Origin of the sequence: Enterococcus mundtii, from assembly GCF_002947535.1 — a bacterium.
GTDB lineage: Bacteria > Bacillota > Bacilli > Lactobacillales > Enterococcaceae > Enterococcus_B > Enterococcus_B mundtii_B.
Map to the genome: position 1 here is coordinate 47,520 of NZ_PUAP01000027.1, position 26,199 is coordinate 73,718.

Consider the following 26,199-nt stretch of genomic DNA (forward strand, 5'->3'; position numbering starts at 1 on the left):
GACAAATTATTGTTTTTTTTGTTTATTAAGTAAAAATCATTTCTTTTTTTATTCGTAATTCATGGTAAATTAGAATAAATACCAATAAAATGGTTTTACAAACAATCAAGACGAAAAATGATTTATATATCAGCTGTTTTTCGAATTGCAAGACTTATTTTTTTGAAAAACGTTCGTAAAAAAAGAAGCGAAGTGACTGGAGCTGTTTTTTAAGTATCAGAGATTTTTATCAATCAATTCTCAATGGCTTTTTATTAGAGAAAATGGAGATAGGTGTTTTCACTAAGAAACAACTTTCATTTTTGTTATTTCTAGACTTATTGGTGGTAAATTGTCTAAAATTTGGTAGAATTAGAGTGTTCTAAAATTTTTTGAAAAGAGAATCGTGTATGATAAAAGGGATTGGGATTGATGCAGTTGAACTGTCGAGGATTGCTAAGATCATTAAAGAAAAGCAAAACTTTATTGATCGCGTACTGACACCAAGTGAAATCGAAATGTTTCATTTGCTGCCATTTCATCGCCAAGTTGAGTTTTTAGGCGGTCGTTATGCATGTAAAGAAGCTTTTTCAAAGGCTTGGGGAACAGGAATCGGTAAAGTTACCTTTCAAGAGATCGAAATTTTAAAAAATGAATCAGGACAACCAATTGTAACGAAATCTCCACATGAAGGAGCAGTCTGGGTCAGCATCACACATACAGATGAGTTAGCTTTTGCACAGATTATTTTAGAAGACTAGAAAGAAGGAAGAACAATGGTTATTGCTTGGCATCGTCCGACAAAAGCAATTGTACATAAACAGGCAATTACAGAAAATGTAGCCAATGAAGTTGCTCGATTAAATGGGAAAGAATTGTTTGCTGTTGTAAAAGCAGATGGTTATGGTCATGGAGCAATCGAAACAGCAGATGCTGCAAAAAAAGGTGGCGCTTCTGGTTTTTGCGTAGCTACTTTAGATGAGGGAATCGAGCTGAGAGAGGCTGGTTTCACACAACCTATTCTTGTATTGAATATGGTCCCGATCGACACATTGACACTTGCGGTCATCCACGATCTATCCATTACTGCGGGAACAAAAGAATGGTTGGAAGCTTCGGCTGCTTATATGGCAGAACGGCATTTAGACTATTTATTGAAATTGCATTTGAAAGTCGATACCGGAATGGGAAGAATCGGCTTTCTCAATAGTGCAGAAGTGAATGAGGCAGTCGCAATCATCCAAGATAGTCCGAATTTAGAATGGGAAGGGATCTACACTCATTTTTCTACAGCAGATCAAGCAGATACGACTTATTGGGAAAAACAGAACCAAAAATTCAGTGAGATCATCGAAAGCCTACCCACTTTACCAAGATATGTCCATAGCAGTAATAGTGCCACTGCATTATGGCACGAAAAAGCTATAGGCAATATGATCCGCTATGGGGTAGCAATGTATGGCTTGAATCCATCTGGTCACGCGTTAGCGGAAGTGTATCCCCTACAACCAGCACTTGAACTTGTATCTGAGTTGATCCAAGTGAAAGAGTTGTCAGCAGGAGAAGGCGTAGGATATGGAAAAACCTATACGACTTCAGCTTCAGAATGGATCGGAACTGTACCAATCGGCTACGCAGATGGTTGGTTACGAAAAATGCAAGGTTTCTCATTATTAGTAGAGGGTAATTATTGTGAGATCATTGGTCGTGTATGTATGGATCAATTAATGATCCGTCTACCCTATCAAATGCCAGTAGGAACCAAAGTTACGTTGATCGGAAAAAATCAACAGGCTAAAATCACCATGCAAGATGTAGCAGATCAATTGGGTACGATCCATTACGAAGTCGCATGTGTGCTAGGGCCCCGTATACCTAGAGAATATCAAGAGTGAGGAGAGGCGTATGGTAAAAAGAGGAGATATTTATTTTGCTGATCTTTCTCCGGTGGTAGGATCAGAACAAGGTGGGACAAGACCGGTCTTAGTGATTCAGAACAATTTAGGTAATCATTTCAGTCCAACGGTCATCGTAGCAGCAATCACTGCGAAAATGGCAAAACCTAAATTGCCCACACATATAGGAATCAAAGCGACCGGAACAGGGATCGAAAGAGACTCAGTCATTTTACTTGAACAAATCAGAACGATTGATAAATCTAGATTAAAAGAAAAAGTCTGTCATTTAGAACGATCGATCATGTTAGATGTCGATCGTGCATTGAAAATCAGTGTTGGTATCGAAGCGCTTGTCCCAGTTTCAAAATAAAAGACAAAAACAGCACGTTTATACATAAAAAAATAGCACCGTGTGTTTAGTCAATCATTGCGCGATTCAGCGCTTGGCAACAACAAAAAAGAGGAACTTCAACGTGTCTGGGACATTCGTCCTTTCGCACCATCTAAAACCGAATAAACGGCGGGAACAGAAGTAACCTCTTCGAAAAATAAGGCGCCATTCACAAAAATTTGAAAAATAATTTTCGTGGATGGTGCCTTATTTCTCGAGGTTAAGCACTTCTGTCCCAACCTCCGGCTATCCTGCCTTTTTTTGTATGGTTTTTCGGTTTTAACGTATTTTCCAGTTTTATCGGAAGATTTTGAGGATACAATAACGAGATATTCTTATTCAAAATAAGAATATCTTTTTATGAGTACCCAATTTAGACAATTTTTTTAGAAACTATGGTAAGCTTTTTATAACAATTCTATTTGAATATACATGAGAATTTTGTCAGAACGCTAAATTTGATAGTGGAATAGTGGATAAGGGAAGATTAAGTATTTGTTAAGCAAGAGATGACAATATTCGGACAGTTTGATTTAACTGTCAAAAAATCAGTTGTTGGATTGAAAATAGGATTGAAAATCGTATGGTTTTCATGATAAAGTGATGCAGCTGAAACAAAAAAAGGTGATGAATATGAAATCAATAAAAAATACAATAAACTTATATTTACTCGATTGGAAACGAATTTTTAAAAATCCTGTTGCGACTCTTTTGATCATCGCAATTATGATCATTCCTTCATTATATGCTTGGTTCAATATCAAAGCTTTATGGGACCCTTATGGCAATACAGGGGAATTGCCGATTGCTGTTTATAGTGCAGACAAGCCGGCTGAGTTTGAAGGACAAGAAGTCGCTATCGGAAAAGAAGTACTGAAATCTTTACATGAGAATAAGGATTTAGGTTGGCAATTCGTTGACTCTAAAAAAGAATTAGAAGACGGTGTACGGTCTGGGGAATACTATGCTGGTATCTATTTGCCAGAGAATTTCTCGGAGGATCTATTAAGCTTTATGAGTGGAGATATCAAAAAGCCGGAAATTGAATATACAGTCAATCAAAAAATCAATGCCATTGCACCAAAAATCACAGATAAAGGTGCATCTACGATCCAATCACAAATCTCCAGTGAATTTATACGGACGGCGAGCGAAACTTTACTAAAAGTCTTTAATGAAATTGGGTACGATATCGATACCAACCTTGTAAGTATCAATAAAGTAAAATCAATGATTCTATCAACAGATGAAAACTTGGATACGATCGATGGCTATACCCAACAAGTACTTGACCTACAAAAACAATTACCAGATATCAAAGATAAATTAGCGAAAGCAAATGAATTTGTTGATTACCTCCCAGAAGTAGATGAGATGGGACAAAAAGTCGTTGAATTAAACGATAAAATGCCAGAGTTGAAGGAACAAGCCAAAATCATTCTTGACCTTCAACAAAAAATTCCAGAGATCCAAGATGCCGGACGACAAATTGCTGAAATCGACAACGATTTTTCATCAATCGAAGAAACGATGAATCAAGGAATCGAGGAAGCAAAACAAGGATTGACCATCATCCAACAAGTCCAAGACATCTTGCCTGATGTGAAAAATTTAGAATCACAAGCGAAGAATCTTGCAGCGGATACCAAAACTGGCGCTGAACAATTAAAAGAAGCAGTACCAGGTATCACGACCAGCGTGAAGACGACGTTAGATTCGATTGGGCAAGTAGCGACAAATACAGCTAGTTTAGCTGAGGCAATCAATTCTGCCCTAAAAACAGCTGTAGAAGATAATAAGTTAACAGATGAAGAACGAGAAAACCTAGTGAAGTTAGTTGACAACATATCCTCTAGTATTAGTAGTCAGCAAACAGCAATAAATAGTCTAATAGAATTTTTAACAAATTTACAAAAAGAAAATGGCGGAGAGAATTTAACGGATATTATCAATCTATTAAACAATATCAGTGCAAATTTAAATACAATTAACTCACGTCTGCCAAATCTTAAGAGTATCATTCAATCAGCTAGTGTAGAAGAAATTGAAAAATTAGTGTCTGACGAATTAACAAGTATAACAGCAGCTGCAAAAAATGTTAATGATACTATCGGTAAAATAGACGTAAATGAAGTCAGCACCACCGTTGAATCGATCTTGACTCAAGTGATCGATACGATCAGTACGGCGCAAGGTGCATTGAGTAAAGCAGATCAAATCGACTTTGATTCGCTATTAAATTCAACCAAAGCAACCGTGACGAATGCGGTGGCGATCTTAGAGAAATATCAGAAAGAAATGCCTGCGATCGGTCAAGAAATCCACGATGCGAATACGATGCTAAATGATAATATGGAAACGATCGTGAATGGGATCAACAAGGGAGCTGACCTATACAACAACGATTTACCTGTATTAGAAGAAAAACTTGGTTTAGCTGCTGATTTTATCCAAAATGATTGGCCAACGATCAAAAATGAAATCAATAGCACAATGACCACCGTCAACGATAAAATGCCGGAAGTCGAAACAGCGGTGAATGCTGCAGCAGACTTGATCACGAACGACTGGCCAAACATCAAAGCTGGTATCCAAAAAGCCGCAGATGCGATCCGTAAAGGAGAAGAAGAGGTTGATCTAGGTGAAGTCATCAAACTCTTGAAATTAGATGCGACAAAGGAAAGTGATTTCTTTACGATGCCTGTGGAACTGCAAACTAATTCGTTGTATCCAATCCCTAATAATGGATCAGCAAGTACACCGTTCTACACTGCACTATGTTTGTGGGTAGGTGCGGTCTTACTTTCAAGTGTTGCGACAACAGATTATTATTTAGATAAAAAAGCGCGTAAAAACTATACAAAACGGGAACAGTTTGGCGCCCGCATGTTGACCTTCTTGACGATGGCGATCGCCCAAAGCTTGATCGTGACTTTAGGGAATATGTTCTTGCTAGGTGTGTACGTAGTGAATCCAGTCTATAGTGTACTATTTGCTATTTTGATTGCTTTGTCATTTATGATGATCGTCTATGTTTTAGCAGCACTGTTTGACAATGTCGGCAAAGGGATAGCCATCATTATTCTTGTCTTGTCCATATCTGGTGGTGGTGGGAACTACCCAATTCAAGTTTCAGGGAAATTTTTCCAAATGATCAATCCTTTCTTGCCATTTACTCATGCAGTCAACCTTTTACGTGAATCAGCCGGTGGTATCTACTGGCCAAATGCGACACATGCGATTTTGATTTTAGTCGGCATATTCATTGTCGTAGGGATCATTGGTACAGTATCCTATCCATTTGTTAGTGAAAAAATGAAGAAATTCAAAGAAGCTGCGCATGAAAGTCGAATCTTCCACTAGAAACTTGGCATCATCCATTCGTTTCTCGTAAAGATTTTATGACTCAGTTTTTAGACGAAGACGAGTTTAGGATAACGTTATTTTCCTAAGCTCGTCTTTCCTCTATACAAAAGAAAGTGAAGGGTTGATTTATGGAAAATGCTCAAAAAATAAATTAAAAAAAGATGGGGATTTTCTATCAATATTTTTCCCGAATTTTGTTGACATTTAAAGGTCAAGGGCGTACTATAACATCTTGTTTACTATAAAAAATGACACCTGTAATTCGTAGGGGAAAAGGTGTGTAAAGGAGCATAGAAATTGGATTACTTAAAAAGGTTGTTAGTAGGGAAGCCGTTGAAATCGGCGGAAAACGACGAGCATAAATTAACAAGGTTCGCCGCGTTAGCACTACTATCTTCCGATGCGTTGTCATCGATTGCGTACGGAACAGAACAAATCGTTGTGGTATTAGTTGCGTTGTCTGCTGCTGCGATCTGGTATTCATTGCCAATTGCTGCATTTGTTATTATTTTATTGATTTCATTAACTCTTTCTTATCGGCAGATCATTCACGCTTATCCACACGGGGGTGGGGCTTACGTTGTTAGTAGTGAGAACCTCGGTAAAAATGCTGGACTGATTTCGGGTGGGTCTTTATTGATCGATTACATGCTGACTGTTGCGGTTTCCGTTTCAGCTGGTGCAGAAGCAATCACTTCTGCTATACCCGCTCTATATGGACATCAAGTAGCGATTTCGGTGACTATCGTCCTCTTGTTGATGATGTTGAACTTGCGTGGACTGAGAGAATCAGCTTCGTTTTTACTGTTTCCAGTCTATACATTCATTCTCGTCATCACCTTATTGATCATTGTTGGTTTGTTCAATATCGTGACTGGGGCAGTACCACTACAAGCAACAGCGCTTCCTGGTGCAGTCGTTCCTGGGGTTTCTGTCGCATTGATTTTACGCGCCTTTTCTTCTGGTTCTTCTTCATTGACTGGTGTAGAGGCGATCAGTAACGCGGTACCGTTCTTCAAGAAACCACGGGCAAAAAACGCAGCCATGACCTTGACGATGATGGCAGTGATCTTAGGGTTCTTTTTTGTAGGGATCACGTTTATCAACTATTGGTATGGGATCGTTCCTGAAAAAGAAGTAACTGTTCTTTCCCAAATCGGACAAGCTGTTTTTGGACATGGGATCTTGTATTATATCTTGCAATTTGCGACAGCCTTGATTTTGGCGGTGGCAGCAAATACAGGGTTTTCTGCCTTTCCAGTATTAGCTTATAACTTAGCAAAAGATAAATTCATGCCTCATATGTACCAAGATCGTGGCGATCGGTTAGGCTACTCAAACGGCATCATCACGCTTGCGCTAGGTTCGATTGTTCTATTATTTATTTTCCAAGGTTCGACAGAACGATTGATTCCTTTGTATTCGATCGGTGTATTCATTCCATTTGCATTATCGCAAACAGGAATGGTCATCAAATGGAAAAAAGAAGGCAAAAAGTGGTGGACGAAATCAATTGCGAATATTACGGGTGCATTTATCTCTTATGCCATCATCGCAATCTTATTTGTTTACCGCTTAGGAGATATTTGGCCGTTCTTCATCATCATGCCAATCGTTATGTTCGTCTTCTATAAAATTCATGATCATTATAAAAAAGTAGCAGAACAACTTCGCTTAGAAGATGAAGTGAATTTACACGAGTATGAAGGAAATACGGTTTTGGTACTTGTAGGGAACGTCACGCGGGTAAATACCGGAGCGTTGAATTATGCGCGTTCGATCGGTGATTATGTTGTCGCTATGCACGTTTCATTAGATGAGGATATCGAAAAGGAAAAAGAGATCCAAGCAGAATTTAAAAAGCATTTTCCAGATGTTCGTCTTTCAATCGTCCATTCTTCTTATCGGTCGATCCAAAATCCGATTTTGCGTTATGTGGACATTGTCAGCAAAAATGCTGCAAAACAAAATTATACGACGACCGTATTGATTCCACAATTTGTCCCAAACCGCAGATGGCAGAATATTTTGCATAATCAGACGAGTCTGAGATTGCGTTTACGCCTTTCTTGGCGTGAAAATATCGTTGTAAGTACGTATAGTTATCATTTGAAAAAATAAGCACATGATAGTGAGTAACAACTTTTAACCTTAGAACAGCACTTTGGTGTTCTAAGGTTTTTTTATAGTTATGTGAAATGGGTTGGGTATTCAATTTTACAATGACTATCTATCTGAATCTCAAATAAAAAAACACCACCAAATCGAGAGTTTATCTCTTGAACTGGCGGTGTTTTCAACTATTTAAAAATAGAAATCCATTGGGTTCAATATGAATTCTCTATGTTCGTCATCTTGAATGCTTTGCTGCAGGGTCTAAACGGCGTTCGATGATCCCTAAGACCCAGTCGGTGATGATTGCCATAAAGGCTGTTGGTAAGGCTCCGGCTAAGATGATCGACGTACCATCTGTGGCATTGGTCCCACGAATGATGATATCTCCTAACCCGCCAGCTCCGACGAAAGCACCGATGGCGGTGATCCCGATGGCAACGACCAAAGCATTTCTGATACCTGCCATAATGACTGACACAGAAAGTGGTAGTTCCACCATGAAGAGTCGTTGGCTGGCTGTCATCCCCATCCCTTTACCGACATCAAGGATATTTTTGTCGACTTGGATCATCCCAGTGTACGTGTTCTTGATGATCGGCAATAGCGAATACAAGAACACCGTGACGATCACGACATTGACCCCTAAACCTAAACCAATCATCAAAATCGAAATCATCGCTAAAGAAGGAATCGTTTGGATGATGTTTGCAAAGCGGATCACCCAATTGGCTAACTTACGTTTTCGTGAAATGAGAATACCAACGGGGATACCGACGATTGCTGCAAAAAGTACACCATAGATCGAAATGAGAAAGTGACGTAGGAACTGTGAAAAGACATACGTACCATTCTCTTGAAAATAATAAATAAATTGTTCAAGCCAATTCATGTTTTCCATTATCGTCACTCCCCTCCAAAGTATTGGTTTTCTTTTAAAAAGCGCTCTGCGACGACAGAAGGCTCAACCAAATTATTGTCTGCTTCATAGTTCAATTGTTGCATTTTTTCAGTGCTGATCGTATTGCTTAATTTTGTTAATGCTTCTGCTAAACCGGGCGTATCCTTTAATAATTGATTATCTACAACTGGTGCAGCGTCATAAGGTGGGAAAAAACTCAAGTCATCTTCTAGCATGACTAGATCATAACTAGCAATACGACCGTCTGTCGAATACCCTAAAACGATATCCATTCTCCCGGCTTCTACAGCGTCATAAACTAGACCGATCTGCATAGGTAAGATGGAATCAAATGAAAAGCCATACGTTTCTTTGAAGCCGTCATAGCCATCTCCTTTACGATTGATCCAGGAAGTATCCACACCAGCAACAAGTTCGTCGGCGACATTTTTCAAGTCACTGACTTTCTTTAAATTGTATTTTTCCGCAGTATCTTTACGGACAAGAAAAACGTAGGTATTCTCAAACCCATAAGAAGGGAACCATGTTTGATCATACCGTTTTTCAAACTCACGTTTTACGATGTCAAATGCTTTTTCAGGATCTTTCTCAGGCGGTAAATTAAGGGTAGTAGTCAAATCTGTCCCTGTATAGCGAGCGGCAGAAATAGACGCATCGCCGTTCATCATCGCTTGATGATTGATCGTGGTCGTTGCTAAGTTATTGATGATCGTCGTATTTTTTTCTGTATAATGTTCGATCATCCCAGCCACGATACTGGCGATGATCTGAGCTTCAGAAGTGATCCCACCGGTGATAGAAATCGTATCTTCATCGGTATTACTTGCCAATCCTGGGAAGGAGCAACTTGCAAGTAATAAGACGGTCAATACGAGAACGACACTATTTCTGATTCGTTTCATTCGTCATTCTCCTCCCTCAATGCGATCGGAGTTAACCGATTCTCTAATAGTCCTAATAAGAAATCTGCAAGCAATGCTAAGATCGTTACAGGGATCGTTCCAGCGAAAATCAAATCGGGTTGATAATTATTCAAACCGCTAAAAATCAAATCGCCTAACCCGCCAGCACCGATATAAGAGGCAAGGGTTGCCCATGCGATCACATAGACTGCTGCTAACCGGATCCCAGCCATGATCGTCGGCATAGCGATCGGCAACTCGACAGAAAAAATCGATTGGATATTTGTCATACCCATGCCTTTTGCGACATCGCGGTAATTCCAATCCACATTTTTCATCCCAATATAGGTGTTTCTTAAAATAGGCAAAAGGGAATAGATGAATAGGGCAATGATTGCAGGAAGTTTACCAACTCCGAATAAAGGAATCATAAGTGCTAATAGGGCAAGAGAAGGCACCGTTTGTAACGCACTGGTCAGACCAATAACAATCGTTGCGACTTTAGGAAAACGCGTCAAAAGAACACCTAAAGGAACAGCAAAGGCAATCCCGATGACCAATGCAATTGCTGAAATATAGAGATGTTCGAGACTTTTTGAGAGGATCTCAGCGCCATGTTGTTGAAAAAATTCGGCCATTGGTTAAACCTCCTTTGTTTCAGATGGCGTACCAATTGCATCAGTAAGCGATGATTCTTCGCCCCAGATCACGTCATAGACGATGTCGACAAGAGACGCTCGAGTTAAAATACCAACGACTTTATTTTGTTCATCAACTACTGGTACATATTTTAAACCACGTTTTAAGATTCGTTGTAGGGTATCACGTAAATAAGCAGATTGTTTTACATAAAAAACATCCTTGTTCAAGATATCGCCAACACTCGAGACTTTGCCACGTTTCTTATCGATTGTTTCAACATCGATAAATCCTTTTAAGGTATTTGAATTATCAGTCACTAAAAGCGTATCGACGCGTTTTTCACGCATCAATTTGATGGCTTCTTGCAATGATTTTTCTGGCGTGATCGTGATGGCTTGGTTCAGCATGACTTCGCCTACTTTTGTCGTATCTGGTTTGGCTTGAAGCAAGCGATCTTCACCAATCAATTCTTCGACAAATTCATTGGCAGGGTGGCGTAAAATGTTTTGTGGCGTATCAAACTGAATGACTCTGCCTTCGCTCATGATCGCAATGCGACTGGATAATTTGATTGCTTCATCCATATCATGTGTTACGAAGACAATCGTTTTTCCTAAACGTTCTTGCAGATCCTTGACTAAATCTTGTAAAGAATCTCTTGTGATAGGGTCTAACGCGCCAAAAGGTTCATCCATCAAAATGATGTCTTGATTCGCTGCTAACGCGCGAACGACACCGATACGTTGCTGTTGACCACCAGATAACTCATGTGGGTAACGATCAAGCATTTCACGAGGAAGCTCCACAAGATCGATCATTTTCTCAGCTGTTTTGTTCCGTTCTTCTTGGCTGACCTTCAATAATTTTTGCACAAGAGTGATATTTTCTCGGATCGTCATGTGGGGCATCAAACCGATACTTTGGATCACATAGCCGATTTGTCGTCGGAGTTCAACGGGGTTGATTTCTTGGATCGATTTTCCATCAATCAAAATCTGACCTTCTGTCGGGTCTGTCATGCGGTTAAGCATCCGCATCGTGGTTGTTTTTCCGCTACCACTGGTACCGATAAAACAAATGAATTCGCCTTTTTCAAAAGAAATATTGACGTTCTCAACCGCGATTTTTCCACCTTTGTAAATTTTTGATACATTCTGAAATTCAATCATATTTGCACCTCTTCTTTTCTTTTCCATAAAGAATGTTCTTATAATAGTATGCCTAAAATAACTAAGGAATACAAATTTGATGATTTATTTACTATACAAATAACTAGATTAGTAGGCATTTTTTGAATTTATAAATAAAAAACAACTGAAAAGATAACGCAACTAATTATAAGTGAATGGAAACAGAAGATTTTTGCTTTTTGGCATTGTCCGCATAAAATGGTAAAATAAAAGGGCCAAACAGAGAAAGTGAGTGACGATATGTTAACAACAGAAGATTTTGATTTTGAGTTACCCGAAGAACTGATTGCCCAAACACCATTAAAAGATCGGGATCATTCCCGATTACTTATAGTTGACCGTAAGACAGGTGAGATGATGGACAAACATTTCCATGAAATCATTGAGGAATTAAACCCTGGTGATGCGTTAGTGATGAATAATACACGCGTATTGCCTGCGCGTTTATATGGTGAAAAAGTTGAGACTGGCGCCCATTTAGAAGTCTTGCTTTTAACCAATACAGAAGGTGACACGTGGGAGACACTGATCAAACCAGCCAAACGTGCCAAAGTAGGAACGGAGATCGTTTTTGGTGACGGCCGTCTAAAAGCAGTTGTGAAAGAAGAGCTAGATCATGGTGGACGAATCATTGAATTTGCTTATGAAGGGATTTTTTTAGAAAATCTAGAAGCACTTGGTGAAATGCCGTTGCCTCCTTATATCAAAGAACGGTTAGAAGATCCAGATCGCTATCAGACTGTCTATGCAGAAGAGAATGGCTCAGCAGCTGCACCAACCGCTGGCTTGCATTTTACAACAGAACTGTTAAAGGAAATCAAAGCAAAAGGGGTAGAGCTTGTCTATTTGACTCTCCATGTCGGTCTAGGAACCTTCCGTCCAGTGAGTGTCGATAAAATCGAAGAGCACGAAATGCACAGTGAATTTTATCGTTTGACCGAAGAAGCTGCTACTCGCTTAAATCAAGTTCGCCAAAATGGCGGGAAAATCGTAGCAGTAGGTACGACTTCGATCCGCACATTAGAAACGATCGGTACGAAATTTGATGGTGAGATCAAAGCAGATAGTGGGTGGACCGATATCTTTATTACGCCAGGGTATGAGTTCAAAGTAGTTGAAGCTTTTTCTACGAATTTCCACTTACCAAAATCCACTTTAGTGATGTTAGTCAGTGCGTTTGCTGGTAGAGAATTGACATTATCAGCATATCAACATGCCATTGATGAACGTTACCGTTTCTTCAGTTTTGGAGATGCAATGTTTGTGAAGTAACTTTTTAAGATAAAAAAGACCCCGACTCTCGATTAGTCGGGGCTTTTGTGCTTCGGAAGGAAACAAATAAATAGAATTAGTGTAACTTTCCATAGAACATGCAAAGTACGGTGTTGAATTTCTTCTTGATAAACAAAAAATCTTGTTTTCTTTACATCTTCAACAGTTGAATCATCTCTTGTTCCTATTCAATTTTCAGATGTTCGTGTTATTTAATTGTTACGTATCCCATTACTTCTTTTTTTGAACGATTTTCGTTTCAAACAGTCATACGCATTCACTATTTATAATGGTTACTTCACATGCTCGTTAAGGTGAAACTTGTACTTCTAACAACTTTGTTTGCTTATACTACTCTATCGAGAAATTCTTCTATCTATTTGTCTTTTCCTCCTTCCTTATGGTTAAATAATACCACGTTTTGGTAGCGTTTGCAATTGATATGTATTGATTATTTTAAAATATTTCTCTTCATATATATATGCGATATAGTTGAATTAATTAAAAAAATGATGTTATACTAAAATAGTACGTTATACATAACGTATGATTTTTAAAGGAGGTATAGGATGGACAGTTACAAAAAAACAATAGAAGAAACAGTAGAAGAAACAAAAGTAGATATAGATCAAGGATTGTCGACTACTGAAGCAAAGGAAAGGAGTCGACAACAAGGAAAAAATCAATTCGAAGAAGCCCCCAAAGAATCACTCTTCAAAAAGTTTATACGAAGTCTTTCAGATTTTACCACGATTATTTTATTAGTTGCCGCAGTCATCTCATTTTACACCGCATTTGCAACGGAACACGGAGACCTATTTGAAGGGCTCTTGATCATTGCGATCGTTATCATCAATTCAGTTCTAGCGATCGTTCAAGAAGGAAATGCAGAAAAAGCATTAGAATCTCTACAGGATATGAATAAACAAACCGCTACGGTCATCAGAGATGGCAAAGTAGAAAAAGTAGATGCTGAGAATCTAGTCGTTGGGGATGTACTGGTATTAGAATCAGGCTCAGCAATTGCTGCGGATGCTCGCTTAGTTGAAACATCACAATTACGTGTAGAAGAATCAGCTCTAACCGGTGAAAGTGAGGCTGTCGAAAAAGACGCAGGTTACATAAGTCAAGAAGATGACTCTCTCGGTGACCAATTGAACATGGTCTTCAAAGGTTGTACTGTTGCTGCTGGTCGTGGGAAAGCGATCGTCACAGCGATTGGTATGCAGACCGAAATGGGAAAAATCGCCGGATTATTAAATGACCATACAATGCAGAAAACGCCATTACAAGTTCGTTTGAACCAATTAGGGAAGCGAATCAGTGTGATTGCATTAGCAGCTGCTGCCTTAGTCTTTTTGATTGGTGAACTTCAAGGTGAACCGTTGCTTGAAATGTTCATGACTTCGATTTCGTTGGCTGTTGCCGCAGTACCAGAAACGCTCACTGTTATCGTTACGTTGACACTTGCTTATGGTGTGCAGAAAATGGCGAAAAAACATGCGATCATTCGTCAGCTGCCAGCTGTTGAAACACTCGGAACTGCTAATGTCATCTGTTCGGATAAAACCGGTACACTGACACAAAATCGGATGCGCGTCCGTCGTGTGTGGAGTAAAGAAGATGAAGTAACAGATGTCGAAGATTCAATGACAAATAGCGCTATGGAAATTTTAAAAATGGCTGCATTATGTACAGATGTGACGGTTGAAAAAGAGGACGATGAATTGATCGTCAAAGGTAATCCAACGGAAGCAGCAATCGTACGTGCAGTTGAGGAAAATATCATACAAAAGAAGAATTAGAAGAAAAATACCCAAGAGTTGACGAACTCCCATTCGACTCAGATCGAAAAATGATGACGACTGTCCATAAAATGGGTGATAAGTATATCTCTATCACAAAAGGCGCATTTGATGTCTTAGCACCAAAATTTACGTCTGGAGATGTTGAACAAGCAGAAGTGGTCAACGACCGTTTTGGGAAACGTGCCTTACGTGTGATTGCAGTAGGTTATCGAACGTATGACGAAAAACCACAAGAAATCACTTCAGAAGCTTTAGAAAAAGATTTACGTTTGATTGGCTTGATCGGTATGATCGATCCGCCACGTCCTGAAAGTAAAGGTGCTATCAAGCGTGCGAAAAAAGCTGGTATCAAAACAGTGATGATCACTGGGGACCATGTTGTCACTGCCAGTGCGATTGCCAAAGAATTGGGGATTTTGACCAATAGTAACGAAGCTCTTTCAGGTGCGGAACTCCGTGCTTTATCTGATGAAGAATTAGATGATCGAGTAAAAGATTTATCCGTTTATGCTCGCGTAACCCCTGAAGATAAAATCCGAATCGTCAAATCATGGCAACGAACAGGTGCTGTGGTCGCAATGACAGGTGATGGTGTGAACGATGCGCCAGCATTGAAAGCGAGTGACGTTGGATGTGCGATGGGGATCACCGGTACAGATGTGGCGCAAAGTGCCGCTGACATGATTTTGACCGATGACAACTTCGCTACGATCGTTGATGCAGTTAGCCAAGGACGTTCTGTTTATCAAAATATTCGAAAAGCAATCAACTTCTTATTAAGTTGTAATATCTCTGAGATTTTTATCGTATTGATTGCGATGTTAGTTGGTTGGGGTGCACCATTTACAGCCGTTCAACTGTTGTTCGTAAACGTTGTCGCTGATGGACTACCTGGTTTCGCTCTAGGAAGAGAACCAGCAGAGGAAGGGATCATGAATGAAGCACCAATTCCTAAAAATGAAGGGATTTTCGCTCGAGGTCTAATGAAGAAAATTGCCATCAATGCGGGAATATTTACGGTAGTTACTTTGTTTGGTTACTACTTAGGAAGCTTCGTTGATACGATCAGCCCTTGGGTCGATGCTAGTCAAGAAGTTGGACAAACAGTAGCCTTTCTAGTATTGGCTTACTCTTCGATCATCCATGTCTTTAATGTTCGTAGTAGTCAATCGATTTTCAAAGTGAACTTAGCAACGAATAAATCGTTAGTCGAAATGGCGATCCTTTCCATTCTTATCACGTCAGCGGTCGCTTTGTTGCCATTCACGCAAGAATTATTTGGTTTAGTTCATATCAGTCTGAATCATTGGTTCTTAGTAGGAATCTTGTCGATCGTACCGATTGCGGTCAATGAATTGATCAAGTTCCACCAATTGCCAGATGAGGAAGAGGCAGTAGAAGCACCAGAGTCTGAAATGTAAAAAAATAAACACCAAAAAAAGGATTGGAGATTTTCCAATCCTTTTTATTATGGTGAAAAAGCTGATTAAACTTGTTTTGGTAATTGTTCGTAAAAAGCAGCTTTAGTTGCAGTGATATATGGATTCAACCATAGATAACCGATACCGACTGTGGCAATTGCTAAGATGTGCCATCCGATAAACGATAAGTCTAACCAGAATAATTTTCCTTTGTAGCCATCCATCAATTTGCGGCTTGCAGTGATCGTATCAAGGATTTTTGGTTTTTCGCCTGTCTCTGTCACGACATCATAGTAAATGAAATAACTTTGAGAATAGGCATACCCTTTGATGATACCAGGAATGACTAAAAGCAATGCCCATAATGTAGTGAAAATCGTTGTCACTAGTGCTAACAATAGAACGCCACCGAAGAATACGCCTGAAAAACCTCGGAAAGCATCTTTAAATGGTTCGATCGTTGTTCGTTTCCCACGGATGATGTCTAAATAGGTCCAAGAGATCCCACTCATGAACAATGCACTGATGATCGTAGAAACGATCCCTCCGCCTGAACTACTGCTACTTGAACCACTCACCATTTCTTGCATTGCGCTACTGTCTTGCATCGTTGCAATCAGTAAAGCAGTAGGTAAAGCTAAAATAAGAATAATAGCAATTGTGATCAATGTTGGAATCAGATTTAATAGAATTGCTTGCCCCCAACGTCCCTTTAAGCTGTCTTTTGCTTGTTGTTTTAATTCCCCAGAAGATACCATATTTTCCACTCCTTTTTTTTGATAATCTTAGTATATCAAAGAAGGACTGATTTTGCTCTAGGAATCCTCTTTCGTTATTGAAAGGTTCACAAAAAAAGCAGGTTAAAAAAACCTATAAAAAAAGAGAAGCTCTTGCAAAAAGTGGTTGAAAAGATTATGATGGTGGGAGTTGCAAACGTGATTCTATAAAAGAAAGTAGGGAATTGAATGACAGAACCTGCCATTCGTTATCGTTTAATAAAAAAAGAAAAACATACAGGCGCCCGCCTTGGTGAATTGATTACTCCACATGGAACTTTTCCAACGCCGATGTTTATGCCTGTGGGTACATTAGCTACTGTTAAAACTATGTCGCCTGAAGAATTAAAAGAAATGGGTGCCGGCGTGATTTTGAGTAATACCTACCATTTATGGCTTCGTCCTGGAGAAGATTTAGTCGAAGAAGCAGGTGGATTGCATAAATTTATGAATTGGGACCAGCCGATTTTAACCGATTCTGGTGGATTTCAAGTCTTCTCATTAAGTGATATGCGTAACATCGTTGAAGAAGGTGTGCATTTCAAAAACCACTTGAACGGCTCAAAAATGTTCTTGTCTCCTGAAAAGGCCATCAACATCCAAAATAAATTAGGTTCTGATATCATGATGAGTTTTGATGAATGTCCTCCATTTGATGAGAGCTATGATTATGTAAAAAAATCAGTTGAGCGGACTTCTCGTTGGGCTGAACGTGGATTGAAAGCTCATGCGAATCCAGATCGTCAAGGATTATTTGGTATCATCCAAGGAGCTGGTTTTGAAGATTTACGTAAACAAAGTGCGAAAGACTTGATCAGTATGGATTTCCCTGGGTATTCCATCGGAGGTTTATCTGTCGGTGAACCAAAAGCTGAGATGAACCGTGTCTTAGAATTTACGACGCCATTGATCCCAGATCATAAACCACGTTATTTGATGGGTGTAGGAGCTGCGGATTCATTGATCGATGGCGTGATTCGTGGAGTCGATATGTTCGACTGTGTTTTACCAACTCGAATCGCTCGTAACGGGACATGTATGACTTCGCAAGGACGATTAGTCGTAAAAAATGCGCAATATGCTCGGGACTTCCGTCCAATCGATGAAAAATGTGATTGCTACACTTGTAAGAATTATACGAGAGCGTATATTCGTCACTTGATCAAATGTGATGAAACATTTGGTATCCGTTTAACGTCTTATCACAATCTATACTTCTTATTAAACTTGATGAAACAAGTTCGACAAGCGATTATGGATGATAACTTATTAGAGTTTCGTGCAGCCTTTTTCGAAGAGTATGGGTTCAATAAAGAAAACGCAAAAAGTTTCTAGCAGGATTTGTGAAATTTAGTTAAAAAACTAGTTTCTAGCGCCTTTTTCTGCTAAAGTGTTTAGTGTAGATATTTAGTTAGTGAGGTGAAAAAAATGGGTTCATTACCAATGTTAGTGATGTTCGTTGCCCTATTAGGGATGTGGTTCTTTATGTCACGTACACAAAAGAAACAACAACAAGAACGTCAAAACTTGCTTGACAGTATGAAAGCTGGCGATGAAGTAGTCACGATCGGTGGGCTTCATGGCGTAGTCTCAGAAATCGACGAGACAAATCGTACAGTCGTTTTAGACTGCGAAGGTATCTTTTTAGAATACGATCGAGCAGCCATCAAAACGGTAAAACCAGGTACAGGCGCGATGACGAGCACACCAATTGCACCAGTAGAAGAACCGACAGAACCAGAAGTAATTGAAACTGTTGAAGTTCCAGAAACACCTGAAGAGAAAAAAGAAGAAAAAGAATTGTAGACACCGGTTGTTTCCCACGCGTTGGCTAAATGTACAGGAGTTAGAGCATTCTTTATCAAAAAGACTGATAGTCATTCCTATCTCATATGGAGATAAGATGGCGATCAGTCTTTTTTTTGTATAACTTTACTAAATAAATCACTTATTCCATTATTGAAGGGTTGCTCGATGATCAATCCTACTGAATGGACTATTTTCTAAAGAAAAACATAACTGTGAAAAAAATCACAAAAAAGTGTTTACATCGAAAAAAAAGTATTGTATGATGTGTATGTGAAATAATTAACAAATTACCATGACTCGGTAGGAGGATTATAATGGCTAAAATAATGGAAAAAGAAGAGACGAAAACGGTTGATGTACAAGCGATGATCGACGATTTAGCAACAAAAGCAAATGTTGCGTTGAAAGAAATGGAAAGTTTTGATCAAGAGAAAGTGGATCACATTGTGCATGAAATGGCAATGGCGGCGTTAGATCAACATATGCCTTTAGCAAAAATGGCTGTCGAAGAAACTGGCCGTGGAATCTATGAAGATAAAGCAATCAAAAATATGTATGCTTCAGAATATATCTGGAACAGCATCAAATATGATAAAACTGTCGGAGTAATCAATGAAGATACTCAAAAAGGATTGATTGAAATTGCTGAACCAGTCGGCGTCGTTTGTGGAGTAACACCAACAACGAACCCAACTTCAACAACGATCTTTAAATCAATGATCGCTTTGAAAACCAGAAACCCAATCGTTTTTGCTTTCCATCCAAGCGCTCAAAAATGTTCTGCTGAGGCAGCAAGAGTCGTTCGTGATGCAGCGATTGCAGCAGGTGCACCAGAAAACTGTATCCAATGGATCGAGCATCCATCGATCGATGCGACTTCAATGTTGATGAACCACCCAGGGATTGCGATCGTATTAGCAACTGGTGGTGCAGGCATGGTAAAATCGGCTTATTCAACTGGTAAACCAGCTTTAGGTGTAGGACCGGGTAACGTTCCTGCTTATATCGAAAAAACAGCAAAAGTAAAACGTGCAGTGAATGACTTGATCGTATCAAAAACATTCGATAACGGAATGATTTGTGCTTCTGAGCAAGCAGTCATCGTAGATAAAGAAATCTATGCAGCTGTAAAAGCAGAATTCCAAGCACACCAAGTTTACTTCGTCAAACCAGCAGAGCTTTCAAAATTAGAAGATGCTGTCATGAATGAAGGCAAATACGCTGTAAATCCTGCAATCGTGGGACATTCAGCAATGGATATCGCAAAATTAGCAGGAATCAATGTACCAGAAGGAACCAAATTATTAGTGGCAGAATTAGAAGGTGTAGGGCCTGATTATCCACTTTCACGTGAGAAGCTTTCACCAGTTTTAGCAATGGTCAAATCAAACAGTACAGAACATGCTTTCGAATTATGTGAAGGAATGTTGAACCTTGGTGGATTAGGACATACAGCTGTCATCCATTCAGAAAACGAAGAGTTGCATGTCCAATTCGGACTACGCATGAAAGCTTGCCGTATCTTAGTCAACACACCATCAGCAGAAGGCGGAATCGGAAATATCTACAACGAAATGATTCCATCATTGACACTAGGTTGTGGTTCATACGGAAAGAATTCTGTTTCAAGAAACGTATCAGCAGTCAACTTAATCAATGTCAAAACTGTAGCGAAACGGAGAAATAACATGCAATGGTTCAAATTACCACCAAAAATCTTCTTTGAAAAGAACTCTTTGCTTTACTTGGAAAAAATGGAAAACGTCGAACGTGTCATGATCGTTTGTGACCCAGGTATGGTCCAATTCGGCTACTGTGACACAGTAAGAGAAGTACTAGCACGTCGTAAAAATGATGTGAAGATCGAGATCTTCTCAGATGTTGAACCAAACCCTTCAACAAACACAGTTTACGCTGGTACAAAAATGATGGCGGACTTCAAACCAGATACAGTGATCGCTCTTGGGGGCGGATCAGCAATGGATGCGGCGAAAGGCATGTGGATGTTCTATGAGCACCCAGATACTTCATTCTTTGGCGCAAAACAAAAATTCTTAGATATCCGTAAACGTACGTACAAGATCGACAAACCTGAAAAAACTCAGTTTGTATGTATCCCAACAACATCAGGAACTGGTTCAGAAGTGACACCATTTGCGGTAATCACAGATAGCGAAACACACGTGAAATATCCGTTAGCTGACTACGCATTGACACCAGACGTAGCGATCGTTGACCCACAATTTGTTATGTCAGTTCCAGCTTCTGTTACAGCGGATACAGGTATGGATGTATTGACACATGCCATCGAATCTTATGTATCTGTGATGGCTTCTGACTACACTCGTGGTTTAAGTTTACAAGCAATCAAATTAGTCTTCGACTACTTGGAAAAATCAGTGAAAACACCAGATATGGAATCACGCGAAAAAATGCATAATGCGTCAACAATGGCTGGTATGGCCTTTGCGAATGCCTTCTTAGGAATTTGTCACTCAGTTGCGCATAAGATCGGTGGAGAATACGGTATCCCTCATGGACGTACAAATGCGATCCTATTACCGCATATCATCCGATACAATGCGAAAGATCCACAAAAACATGCGATGTTCCCTAAATATGACTACTTCCGTGCGGATACAGACTACGCAGATATCGCGAAGTTCTTAGGTTTGAAAGGGAAAACAACAGCAGAGCTTGTAGAAGCATTAGCAACAGCTGTTAGCGACTTAGGAAAATCTGTTGGTATCGACATGAGCTTGAGAGCGCAAGGCGTGACGCAAGAAACATTAGACACAACAGTTGATCGCATGGCTGAATTAGCTTACGAAGATCAATGTACAACAGCCAATCCAAAAGAACCATTGATCAGTGAATTGAAACAAATCATTATCGACGCATATAACGCGTAATTCATAACTAAAAGTTGTCCCAACAACGAATCAAGCATGAGAGAATCTTCTCACTTGGTTCGTTGTTTTTTCTTTTTAAGATAATGACTATCAAGCGATACACCAGAAGAATTCGAAAATAATTTTTGTAGAATCGCTCAATATGTTGTTAGAAGAGAAAAATATCGTAGCTTTTTTTTCTTATATCAAAAAAAAGAAGTATTAGATAACTCGAATAATAGTCATTTCAAGAATGGTGCTATGCTACTATTTTTTTATAAAAAAGGAGATGAGATCTTGAAGAAATATATCTTTACTTTGTTGATTGCATGTATCGTTTCTCTTGGGCTATCCTTTCTTTTGGAACGAGAAATCTTGCGTAATATTGGCATTGGTTTACTTTTGATCGGAATTGCACTTTCTGGAACAGCAGTTTCAGGGGATCGGATGCGAGCGAATCAGGAAAATAGCGAGTTGGGTTTTCGTAAGAACTACTTTTGGTTTCCGTTACTTGCTTGTTTGCCATTTTTTATGGTGTATACATTTTTATGAACTGTTGATTTTGAAGAGGTCGGGACAGAAGTGTTCAGCCTCGAGAAATAAGGCGCCATCCACGAAAATTGTTCTTCAAATTTTTGTGGATGGCGCCTTATTTCCGAAGAGGTTACTTCTGTTCCCGCCGTTTATTCGGTTTTAGGTGGTACAAGAGGACTAATGTCCCAGACACTTTTCTTTTGGTAGCACTCTTTTTCACATGAAATCCATTAATAATCTTGTTATGTCAATTTTAGATAGTTTTTGTTCAAATGATGCTATTTATTGAGAAAGCGTTTACTGATATATTAACAGCATAGAATGAAAGCGTTTGAAAAAGGAGCGGGATAAATGATCATTAAAGAGGAAATATTCGTACAGAAAGAAGTTGTGGAAGAAACAATCGATCGATTGGTGGAGAATTTGACGACGATCAAAGATGATTCAGGGGAATTTTTATTGGATTTTGATGGGTTAAAGGTAGATGACAAAAGTTGGTCTATTTGGAATTGGCCACAAGGTGTGGGGTTGTATGGTATCTATAAAAATTATCAGTTGACTAAAAATCCTCGTGCGGCGGAAGTGGTGAAAGAATGGTTTGAAAAAAGGATGCAAGAAGGCGCACCACCGAAGAATGTCAATACAATGGCACCAATCCTCACGATGGCGTATTTATATGAGGAGACGGGTGATACACGCTACTTGCCTTACTTGCAACAATGGGCGGAATGGGTCATGAATGATATGCCGCGGACAGAGGAAGACGGATTACAGCACGCTACATATGGACCAGAAAATAAGAATCAATTGTGGGATGACACGTTGATGATGACGGTTTTGCCATTAGCCAAAATCGGTAAGCTCCTAGATCGTCCAGAATACCTAGAGGAAGCCAGATACCAATTTATGATCCATATCAAATATTTGATGGATAAACGTACAGGTCTTTGGTACCACGGATGGACCTTTGAAGGTAATCATAATTATGCGGAAGCATTTTGGGGACGAGGGAATTGCTGGCTGACGATTGCGATTCCTGAAATCATCGCGATTCTTGAACTGAAAGAAGGCGATGCTTTCCGTAAATTATTAATCGAAACTCTAGAAGCACAAGTAAAAGCCTTAGCAGATCATCAATCAGCAAGTGGCTTGTGGCATACCTTGATCGATGACCCAACCTCATACTTAGAATCATCTGCGACAGCAGGTTTTGCTTACGGTATTTTAAAAGCAGTGCATGAGCGCTACTTGCCAAAGAAATATTTAGAAACCGCCTATCGTGCGATCCAAGGGTTGCTTGAGCAAGTAGATGAAACTGGCGAAGTACAAAATGTTTCGGTAGGTACAGGCATGGGCGATGATTTAGAGTTTTACCGTACGATCGGTAAGACAGCGATGCCTTATGGACAATCGTTACTTGTATTATGTCTGACAGAATTACTTGTGTCGTATTGTTGAAAGAAAGGAGAAAAAAATGAAAAAAACACTTGCTTTTGCTTTGGTTCTATTAGGAATTATCGGTTTGAGTGGATGTGGTAGTCAGTCAAGTGTCGGTGTTGTTGCAAATGCAGAGGAAGAATCAACGATCACTTTACGGTTTGCTTATGCTAGTAATAGTCAGCCAGTCATTGATGCAATGAATAAATTCGGAGAGTTAGTAGAAGAAAAAACAGCTGGCTCAGTCAAAGTAAAATATTTTCCTGATGGTCAATTGGGGGGAGAACGTGAATTGATCGAACTGACTCAATCAGGTGCGATTGATTTCACGAAAGTCAGTGCTTCTGCGTTAGAAAGTTTCTCTAAAGTCTATTCGATTTTTTCAGTTCCTTACTTGTTCAATGATGAGCAACATTTTTTCAATGTCATGGAGAACGAAGAAATCATGCAACCCATTTATCAATCGACGACAGATCTAGGTTTTTCTGGAATCACTTACTATGATTCAGGGCAACGTAGTTTTTACATGGTCGATGGCCCGATCCATACACCGGATGATCTAAAAGGAAAAAAAATCCGAGTGATGCAAAGTGAAACGGCCATTAAAATGGTGGAACTACTAGGTGGATCACCTGTGCCGATGGGCAGTGACGAAGTATATACTTCGCTGCAGTCAAACTTGATCAACGGATCAGAGAACAATGAATTTGTTTTGTATACAGCCGGGCATGGTGGTGTAGCAAAGTATTATTCCTATGATGAGCATACACGAGTACCGGACATCATCATCATGAACGATGCGATCAAGGAACGTTTGACTGCTGAGCAACAACAAGCAATCGAAGAAGCGGCGAAAGAATCAACGATTTTTGAAATCGAAGCATTCGCTCAAGCAATCGAAGAAGAAAAAAGAGTGGCAATTGAAGAATACGGCGTCCAGTTCAATGAAGTGGACAATACGCCATTTCGTGAAGCAGTCGCACCGTTACATGATGAATTCAAAAATCATCCAGATTTTCAAGCGCTTTACCAAATGATCCAAGAAGAAGGAGTGTAATAGATGAAAACAGGAATCAGTCGGCTGTTAGAACTTCTAGGGGCATGTCTGTTGATCGGTATGATCATCATTGTCTTGTGGCAAGTATTCTCGCGCACGGTTTTAGGTAACCCCAATACCGTCACAGAAGAGTTAGTACGGTTTGGACTAGTCTGGCTTGCGATGCTTTCTTCCGCTTATGTAGTGGGTCAAAAAGGGCACTTAGCAGTTACGTTGTTAAGTGAGAAATTGAGCGGTAAAAAAGCCAATATATTGGAAATCGTCGTTCAGTGTCTTTTTCTAGCTTTTGCAGCAACGATCATGGTTTATGGCGGATGGAATGCTGTGACATTGACGATGGGACAAATTTCCCCTTCATTAGGGATTCCGATGGGCTATGTCTATTTATCGGTGCCAATCTCAGGTGTTTTGATCATTATCTACAGTCTGATCAATTTGATTGAAGTAATGAATGGGAAGTCTGTCGTTCAGGAAAAGGGATAGGAGGAATTTGATGGCTTTAGAAGCAGGTGCAATTTTATTTTTCGTTTTTGTCTTTTTGTTGATTGTTGGAATGCCAATTGCAATCAGTATCGCTTTTTCATCGATGCTCACATTGTTGTTAGTGATACCCTTTGACGTCGCAGCGTTTAGTTCTGCACAAAAAATGGTTGGTAGTATCAATAGTTTCTCATTGATCGCCATTCCGTTTTTCGTTTTTTCGGGAATCATCATGAACCATGGTGGGATTGCCAAGAAATTAGTTGATTTTGCCATGTTGTTTGTTGGTCGGATCCCAGGTTCTTTAGCCCATACAAATGTATTGGGAAATGCGTTGTTCGGCTCGATCTCTAGTTCGGCGATTGCTGCTTCGACAGCGATTGGTGGTGTGTTGATCCCACAACAAGTAGAAGAAGGGTACGATCGTAAATTTGCGACAGCAGTCAATATTGCTTCGGCACCTACAGGGATGGTGATTCCGCCCAGTACGGCGTTTATTATGTACTCTCTAGTTGCCGGCGGCGCTTCGATCTCAGCTCTATTTATGGGTGGTTATCTCGTTGGCGCATTGTGGTCATTAGGGATCATGCTCGTTGCTTTTGTGGTGGCGAAGAAAAATAAATATCCGACGGTACCAAAAGGACAAGGGAAGCAAGTCGGAAAAGTGTTAAAAGAAGCGATTCCTAGTTTGGCTTTGATCGTGATCATCATTGGTGGTATTTTGACTGGTTTCTTTACAGCTATCGAAGCTTCAGCGATTGCGGTATTGTATTCTCTGTTGATCTCCATGTTCTTTTACAAGACAGTGAAACTAAAAGATATACCAAAGATGTTGGTACAAGCCGTGGCGATGTCGGGAACGATCATGTTTTTATTAGCGACGTCTTCCATGATGTCATTCGCTATGGCATTTACTGGAATACCTCAAGCAATCAGCAGTCTGATCATTGGGGTCACTGATAATCGATTCATTATTTTATTATTGATCAATATCATTTTGTTACTTGTCGGCATGTTCATGGATGTTGCACCAGCCATTTTGATTTTCACACCAATTTTTTTACCGATCGTTACAAGTGTAGGTGTTGATCCTGTTCATTATGGTCTATTTTCAATTATGAATCTTTGTGTTGGATCAATTACTCCTCCAGTTGGGACAGGGCTTTATGTAGGTGCCAGTGTAGGTGGTGTGAAAGCAGAATCCATGCTAAAACCATTGCTACCATTTTACGGTGTCATATTAGCAGTTTTATTTTTGATTACGTATTTCCCACAAATCGTAATGTGGTTACCGAATCTATTAGGATAAAGG

The 26,199-nt window shown here is 39.6% G+C and carries 19 protein-coding genes and 1 pseudogene; 15 read left to right on the forward strand and 5 right to left on the reverse strand.

Annotated features, from left to right (window positions below; genetic code table 11):
* The first annotated feature begins 389 nt into the window (after nt 1-389).
* The 5 genes from acpS (at nt 390) to CUS89_RS08855 (ending at nt 7,755) form a co-directional block, all read left to right on the forward strand.
* Complete coding sequence (acpS, locus tag CUS89_RS08835; RefSeq protein ID WP_104871837.1) at nt 390-740, forward strand: holo-ACP synthase; 351 nt, start codon at nt 390-392, stop codon at nt 738-740.
* Nucleotides 741-755: 15 nt separating this feature from the next.
* Nucleotides 756-1,874 (forward strand): alanine racemase, encoded by a 1,119-nt coding sequence (gene alr / locus CUS89_RS08840; protein WP_104871838.1) that lies wholly within the window; start codon nt 756-758, stop codon nt 1,872-1,874.
* Nucleotides 1,875-1,884: 10 nt separating this feature from the next.
* Nucleotides 1,885-2,247 (forward strand): type II toxin-antitoxin system PemK/MazF family toxin, encoded by a 363-nt coding sequence (locus CUS89_RS08845; RefSeq protein WP_019722700.1) that lies wholly within the window; start codon nt 1,885-1,887, stop codon nt 2,245-2,247.
* 654 nt (nt 2,248-2,901) lie between these two features.
* Nucleotides 2,902-5,631, forward strand: a complete 2,730-nt coding sequence (locus tag CUS89_RS08850; RefSeq protein ID WP_104871839.1) for a YhgE/Pip domain-containing protein — start codon at nt 2,902-2,904, stop codon at nt 5,629-5,631.
* Nucleotides 5,632-5,931: 300 nt separating this feature from the next.
* Nucleotides 5,932-7,755, forward strand: a complete 1,824-nt coding sequence (locus tag CUS89_RS08855; protein WP_104871840.1) for an APC family permease — start codon at nt 5,932-5,934, stop codon at nt 7,753-7,755.
* A 229-nt stretch (nt 7,756-7,984) separates the two neighbouring features.
* On the opposite strand, the gene CUS89_RS08860 is transcribed toward CUS89_RS08855, so the two are convergent.
* From CUS89_RS08860 to CUS89_RS08875, 4 genes are read right to left on the reverse strand one after another with little or no spacing between them, the layout of a single operon-like run.
* Nucleotides 7,985-8,647, reverse strand: coding sequence for an ABC transporter permease (locus tag CUS89_RS08860; protein ID WP_019722425.1), 663 nt, complete (start codon nt 8,645-8,647; stop codon nt 7,985-7,987).
* A gap of 5 nt (nt 8,648-8,652) precedes the next feature.
* The gene (locus CUS89_RS08865) at nt 8,653-9,570 is read right to left on the reverse strand and encodes an osmoprotectant ABC transporter substrate-binding protein (protein WP_034689204.1); all 918 of its coding nucleotides are present in this window, start codon (nt 9,568-9,570) and stop codon (nt 8,653-8,655) included.
* Nucleotides 9,567-10,208 carry an ABC transporter permease gene (locus CUS89_RS08870; RefSeq protein WP_104871841.1) on the reverse strand — a complete coding sequence of 214 codons (642 nt, stop codon included), beginning with the start codon at nt 10,206-10,208 and terminating at the stop codon, nt 9,567-9,569. The genes CUS89_RS08865 and CUS89_RS08870 overlap by 4 nt, the downstream gene beginning before the upstream one ends.
* A 3-nt stretch (nt 10,209-10,211) precedes the next feature.
* Entirely contained in the window at nt 10,212-11,381 is a 1,170-nt protein-coding gene (locus CUS89_RS08875) for a betaine/proline/choline family ABC transporter ATP-binding protein (RefSeq protein WP_104871842.1), read from the reverse strand.
* Nucleotides 11,382-11,642: 261 nt separating this feature from the next.
* On the opposite strand from CUS89_RS08875, the gene queA reads away from it, so the two are divergent.
* Together queA and CUS89_RS08885 are read left to right on the forward strand one after the other, a co-directional pair.
* The gene (gene queA / locus CUS89_RS08880; RefSeq protein ID WP_104871843.1) at nt 11,643-12,674 is read left to right on the forward strand and encodes a tRNA preQ1(34) S-adenosylmethionine ribosyltransferase-isomerase QueA; all 1,032 of its coding nucleotides are present in this window, start codon (nt 11,643-11,645) and stop codon (nt 12,672-12,674) included.
* Nucleotides 12,675-13,243: 569 nt separating this feature from the next.
* A pseudogene (locus tag CUS89_RS08885) lies at nt 13,244-15,903 on the forward strand (calcium-translocating P-type ATPase, PMCA-type).
* A gap of 65 nt (nt 15,904-15,968) precedes the next feature.
* Here CUS89_RS08885 and CUS89_RS08890 read toward each other — a convergent pair.
* Entirely contained in the window at nt 15,969-16,661 is a 693-nt protein-coding gene (locus CUS89_RS08890; RefSeq protein WP_071866129.1) for a DUF975 family protein, read from the reverse strand.
* A 207-nt stretch (nt 16,662-16,868) separates the two neighbouring features.
* On the opposite strand from CUS89_RS08890, the gene tgt reads away from it, so the two are divergent.
* The 8 genes from tgt to CUS89_RS08930 all read left to right on the forward strand — a co-directional run bounded on the left by tgt (nt 16,869) and on the right by CUS89_RS08930 (nt 26,196).
* Nucleotides 16,869-18,014, forward strand: a complete 1,146-nt coding sequence (gene tgt / locus CUS89_RS08895; protein ID WP_010736591.1) for a tRNA guanosine(34) transglycosylase Tgt — start codon at nt 16,869-16,871, stop codon at nt 18,012-18,014.
* Nucleotides 18,015-18,107: 93 nt separating this feature from the next.
* Nucleotides 18,108-18,485, forward strand: coding sequence for a preprotein translocase subunit YajC (gene yajC / locus CUS89_RS08900; RefSeq protein ID WP_010736590.1), 378 nt, complete (start codon nt 18,108-18,110; stop codon nt 18,483-18,485).
* Nucleotides 18,486-18,802: 317 nt separating this feature from the next.
* Complete coding sequence (gene adhE, locus CUS89_RS08905) at nt 18,803-21,400, forward strand: bifunctional acetaldehyde-CoA/alcohol dehydrogenase (protein ID WP_019722420.1); 2,598 nt, start codon at nt 18,803-18,805, stop codon at nt 21,398-21,400.
* A gap of 276 nt (nt 21,401-21,676) precedes the next feature.
* Complete coding sequence (locus CUS89_RS08910; RefSeq protein WP_104871964.1) at nt 21,677-21,931, forward strand: hypothetical protein; 255 nt, start codon at nt 21,677-21,679, stop codon at nt 21,929-21,931.
* A 333-nt stretch (nt 21,932-22,264) separates the two neighbouring features.
* On the forward strand, nt 22,265-23,371 hold the full coding sequence (gene bglB, locus CUS89_RS08915) for a beta-galactosidase BglB (protein WP_104871844.1): 1,107 nt from the start codon (nt 22,265-22,267) through the stop codon (nt 23,369-23,371).
* Between the two features lie 16 nt (nt 23,372-23,387).
* Nucleotides 23,388-24,407: a TRAP transporter substrate-binding protein gene (gene dctP, locus CUS89_RS08920; protein WP_104871845.1), complete on the forward strand. Its 1,020-nt coding sequence runs from the start codon at nt 23,388-23,390 to the stop codon at nt 24,405-24,407.
* 3 nt (nt 24,408-24,410) lie between these two features.
* On the forward strand, nt 24,411-24,890 hold the full coding sequence (locus tag CUS89_RS08925; RefSeq protein ID WP_104871846.1) for a TRAP transporter small permease: 480 nt from the start codon (nt 24,411-24,413) through the stop codon (nt 24,888-24,890).
* Nucleotides 24,891-24,900: 10 nt separating this feature from the next.
* Nucleotides 24,901-26,196: a TRAP transporter large permease gene (locus tag CUS89_RS08930; protein WP_104871847.1), complete on the forward strand. Its 1,296-nt coding sequence runs from the start codon at nt 24,901-24,903 to the stop codon at nt 26,194-26,196.
* The last annotated feature ends 3 nt before the right edge of the window (nt 26,197-26,199 follow it).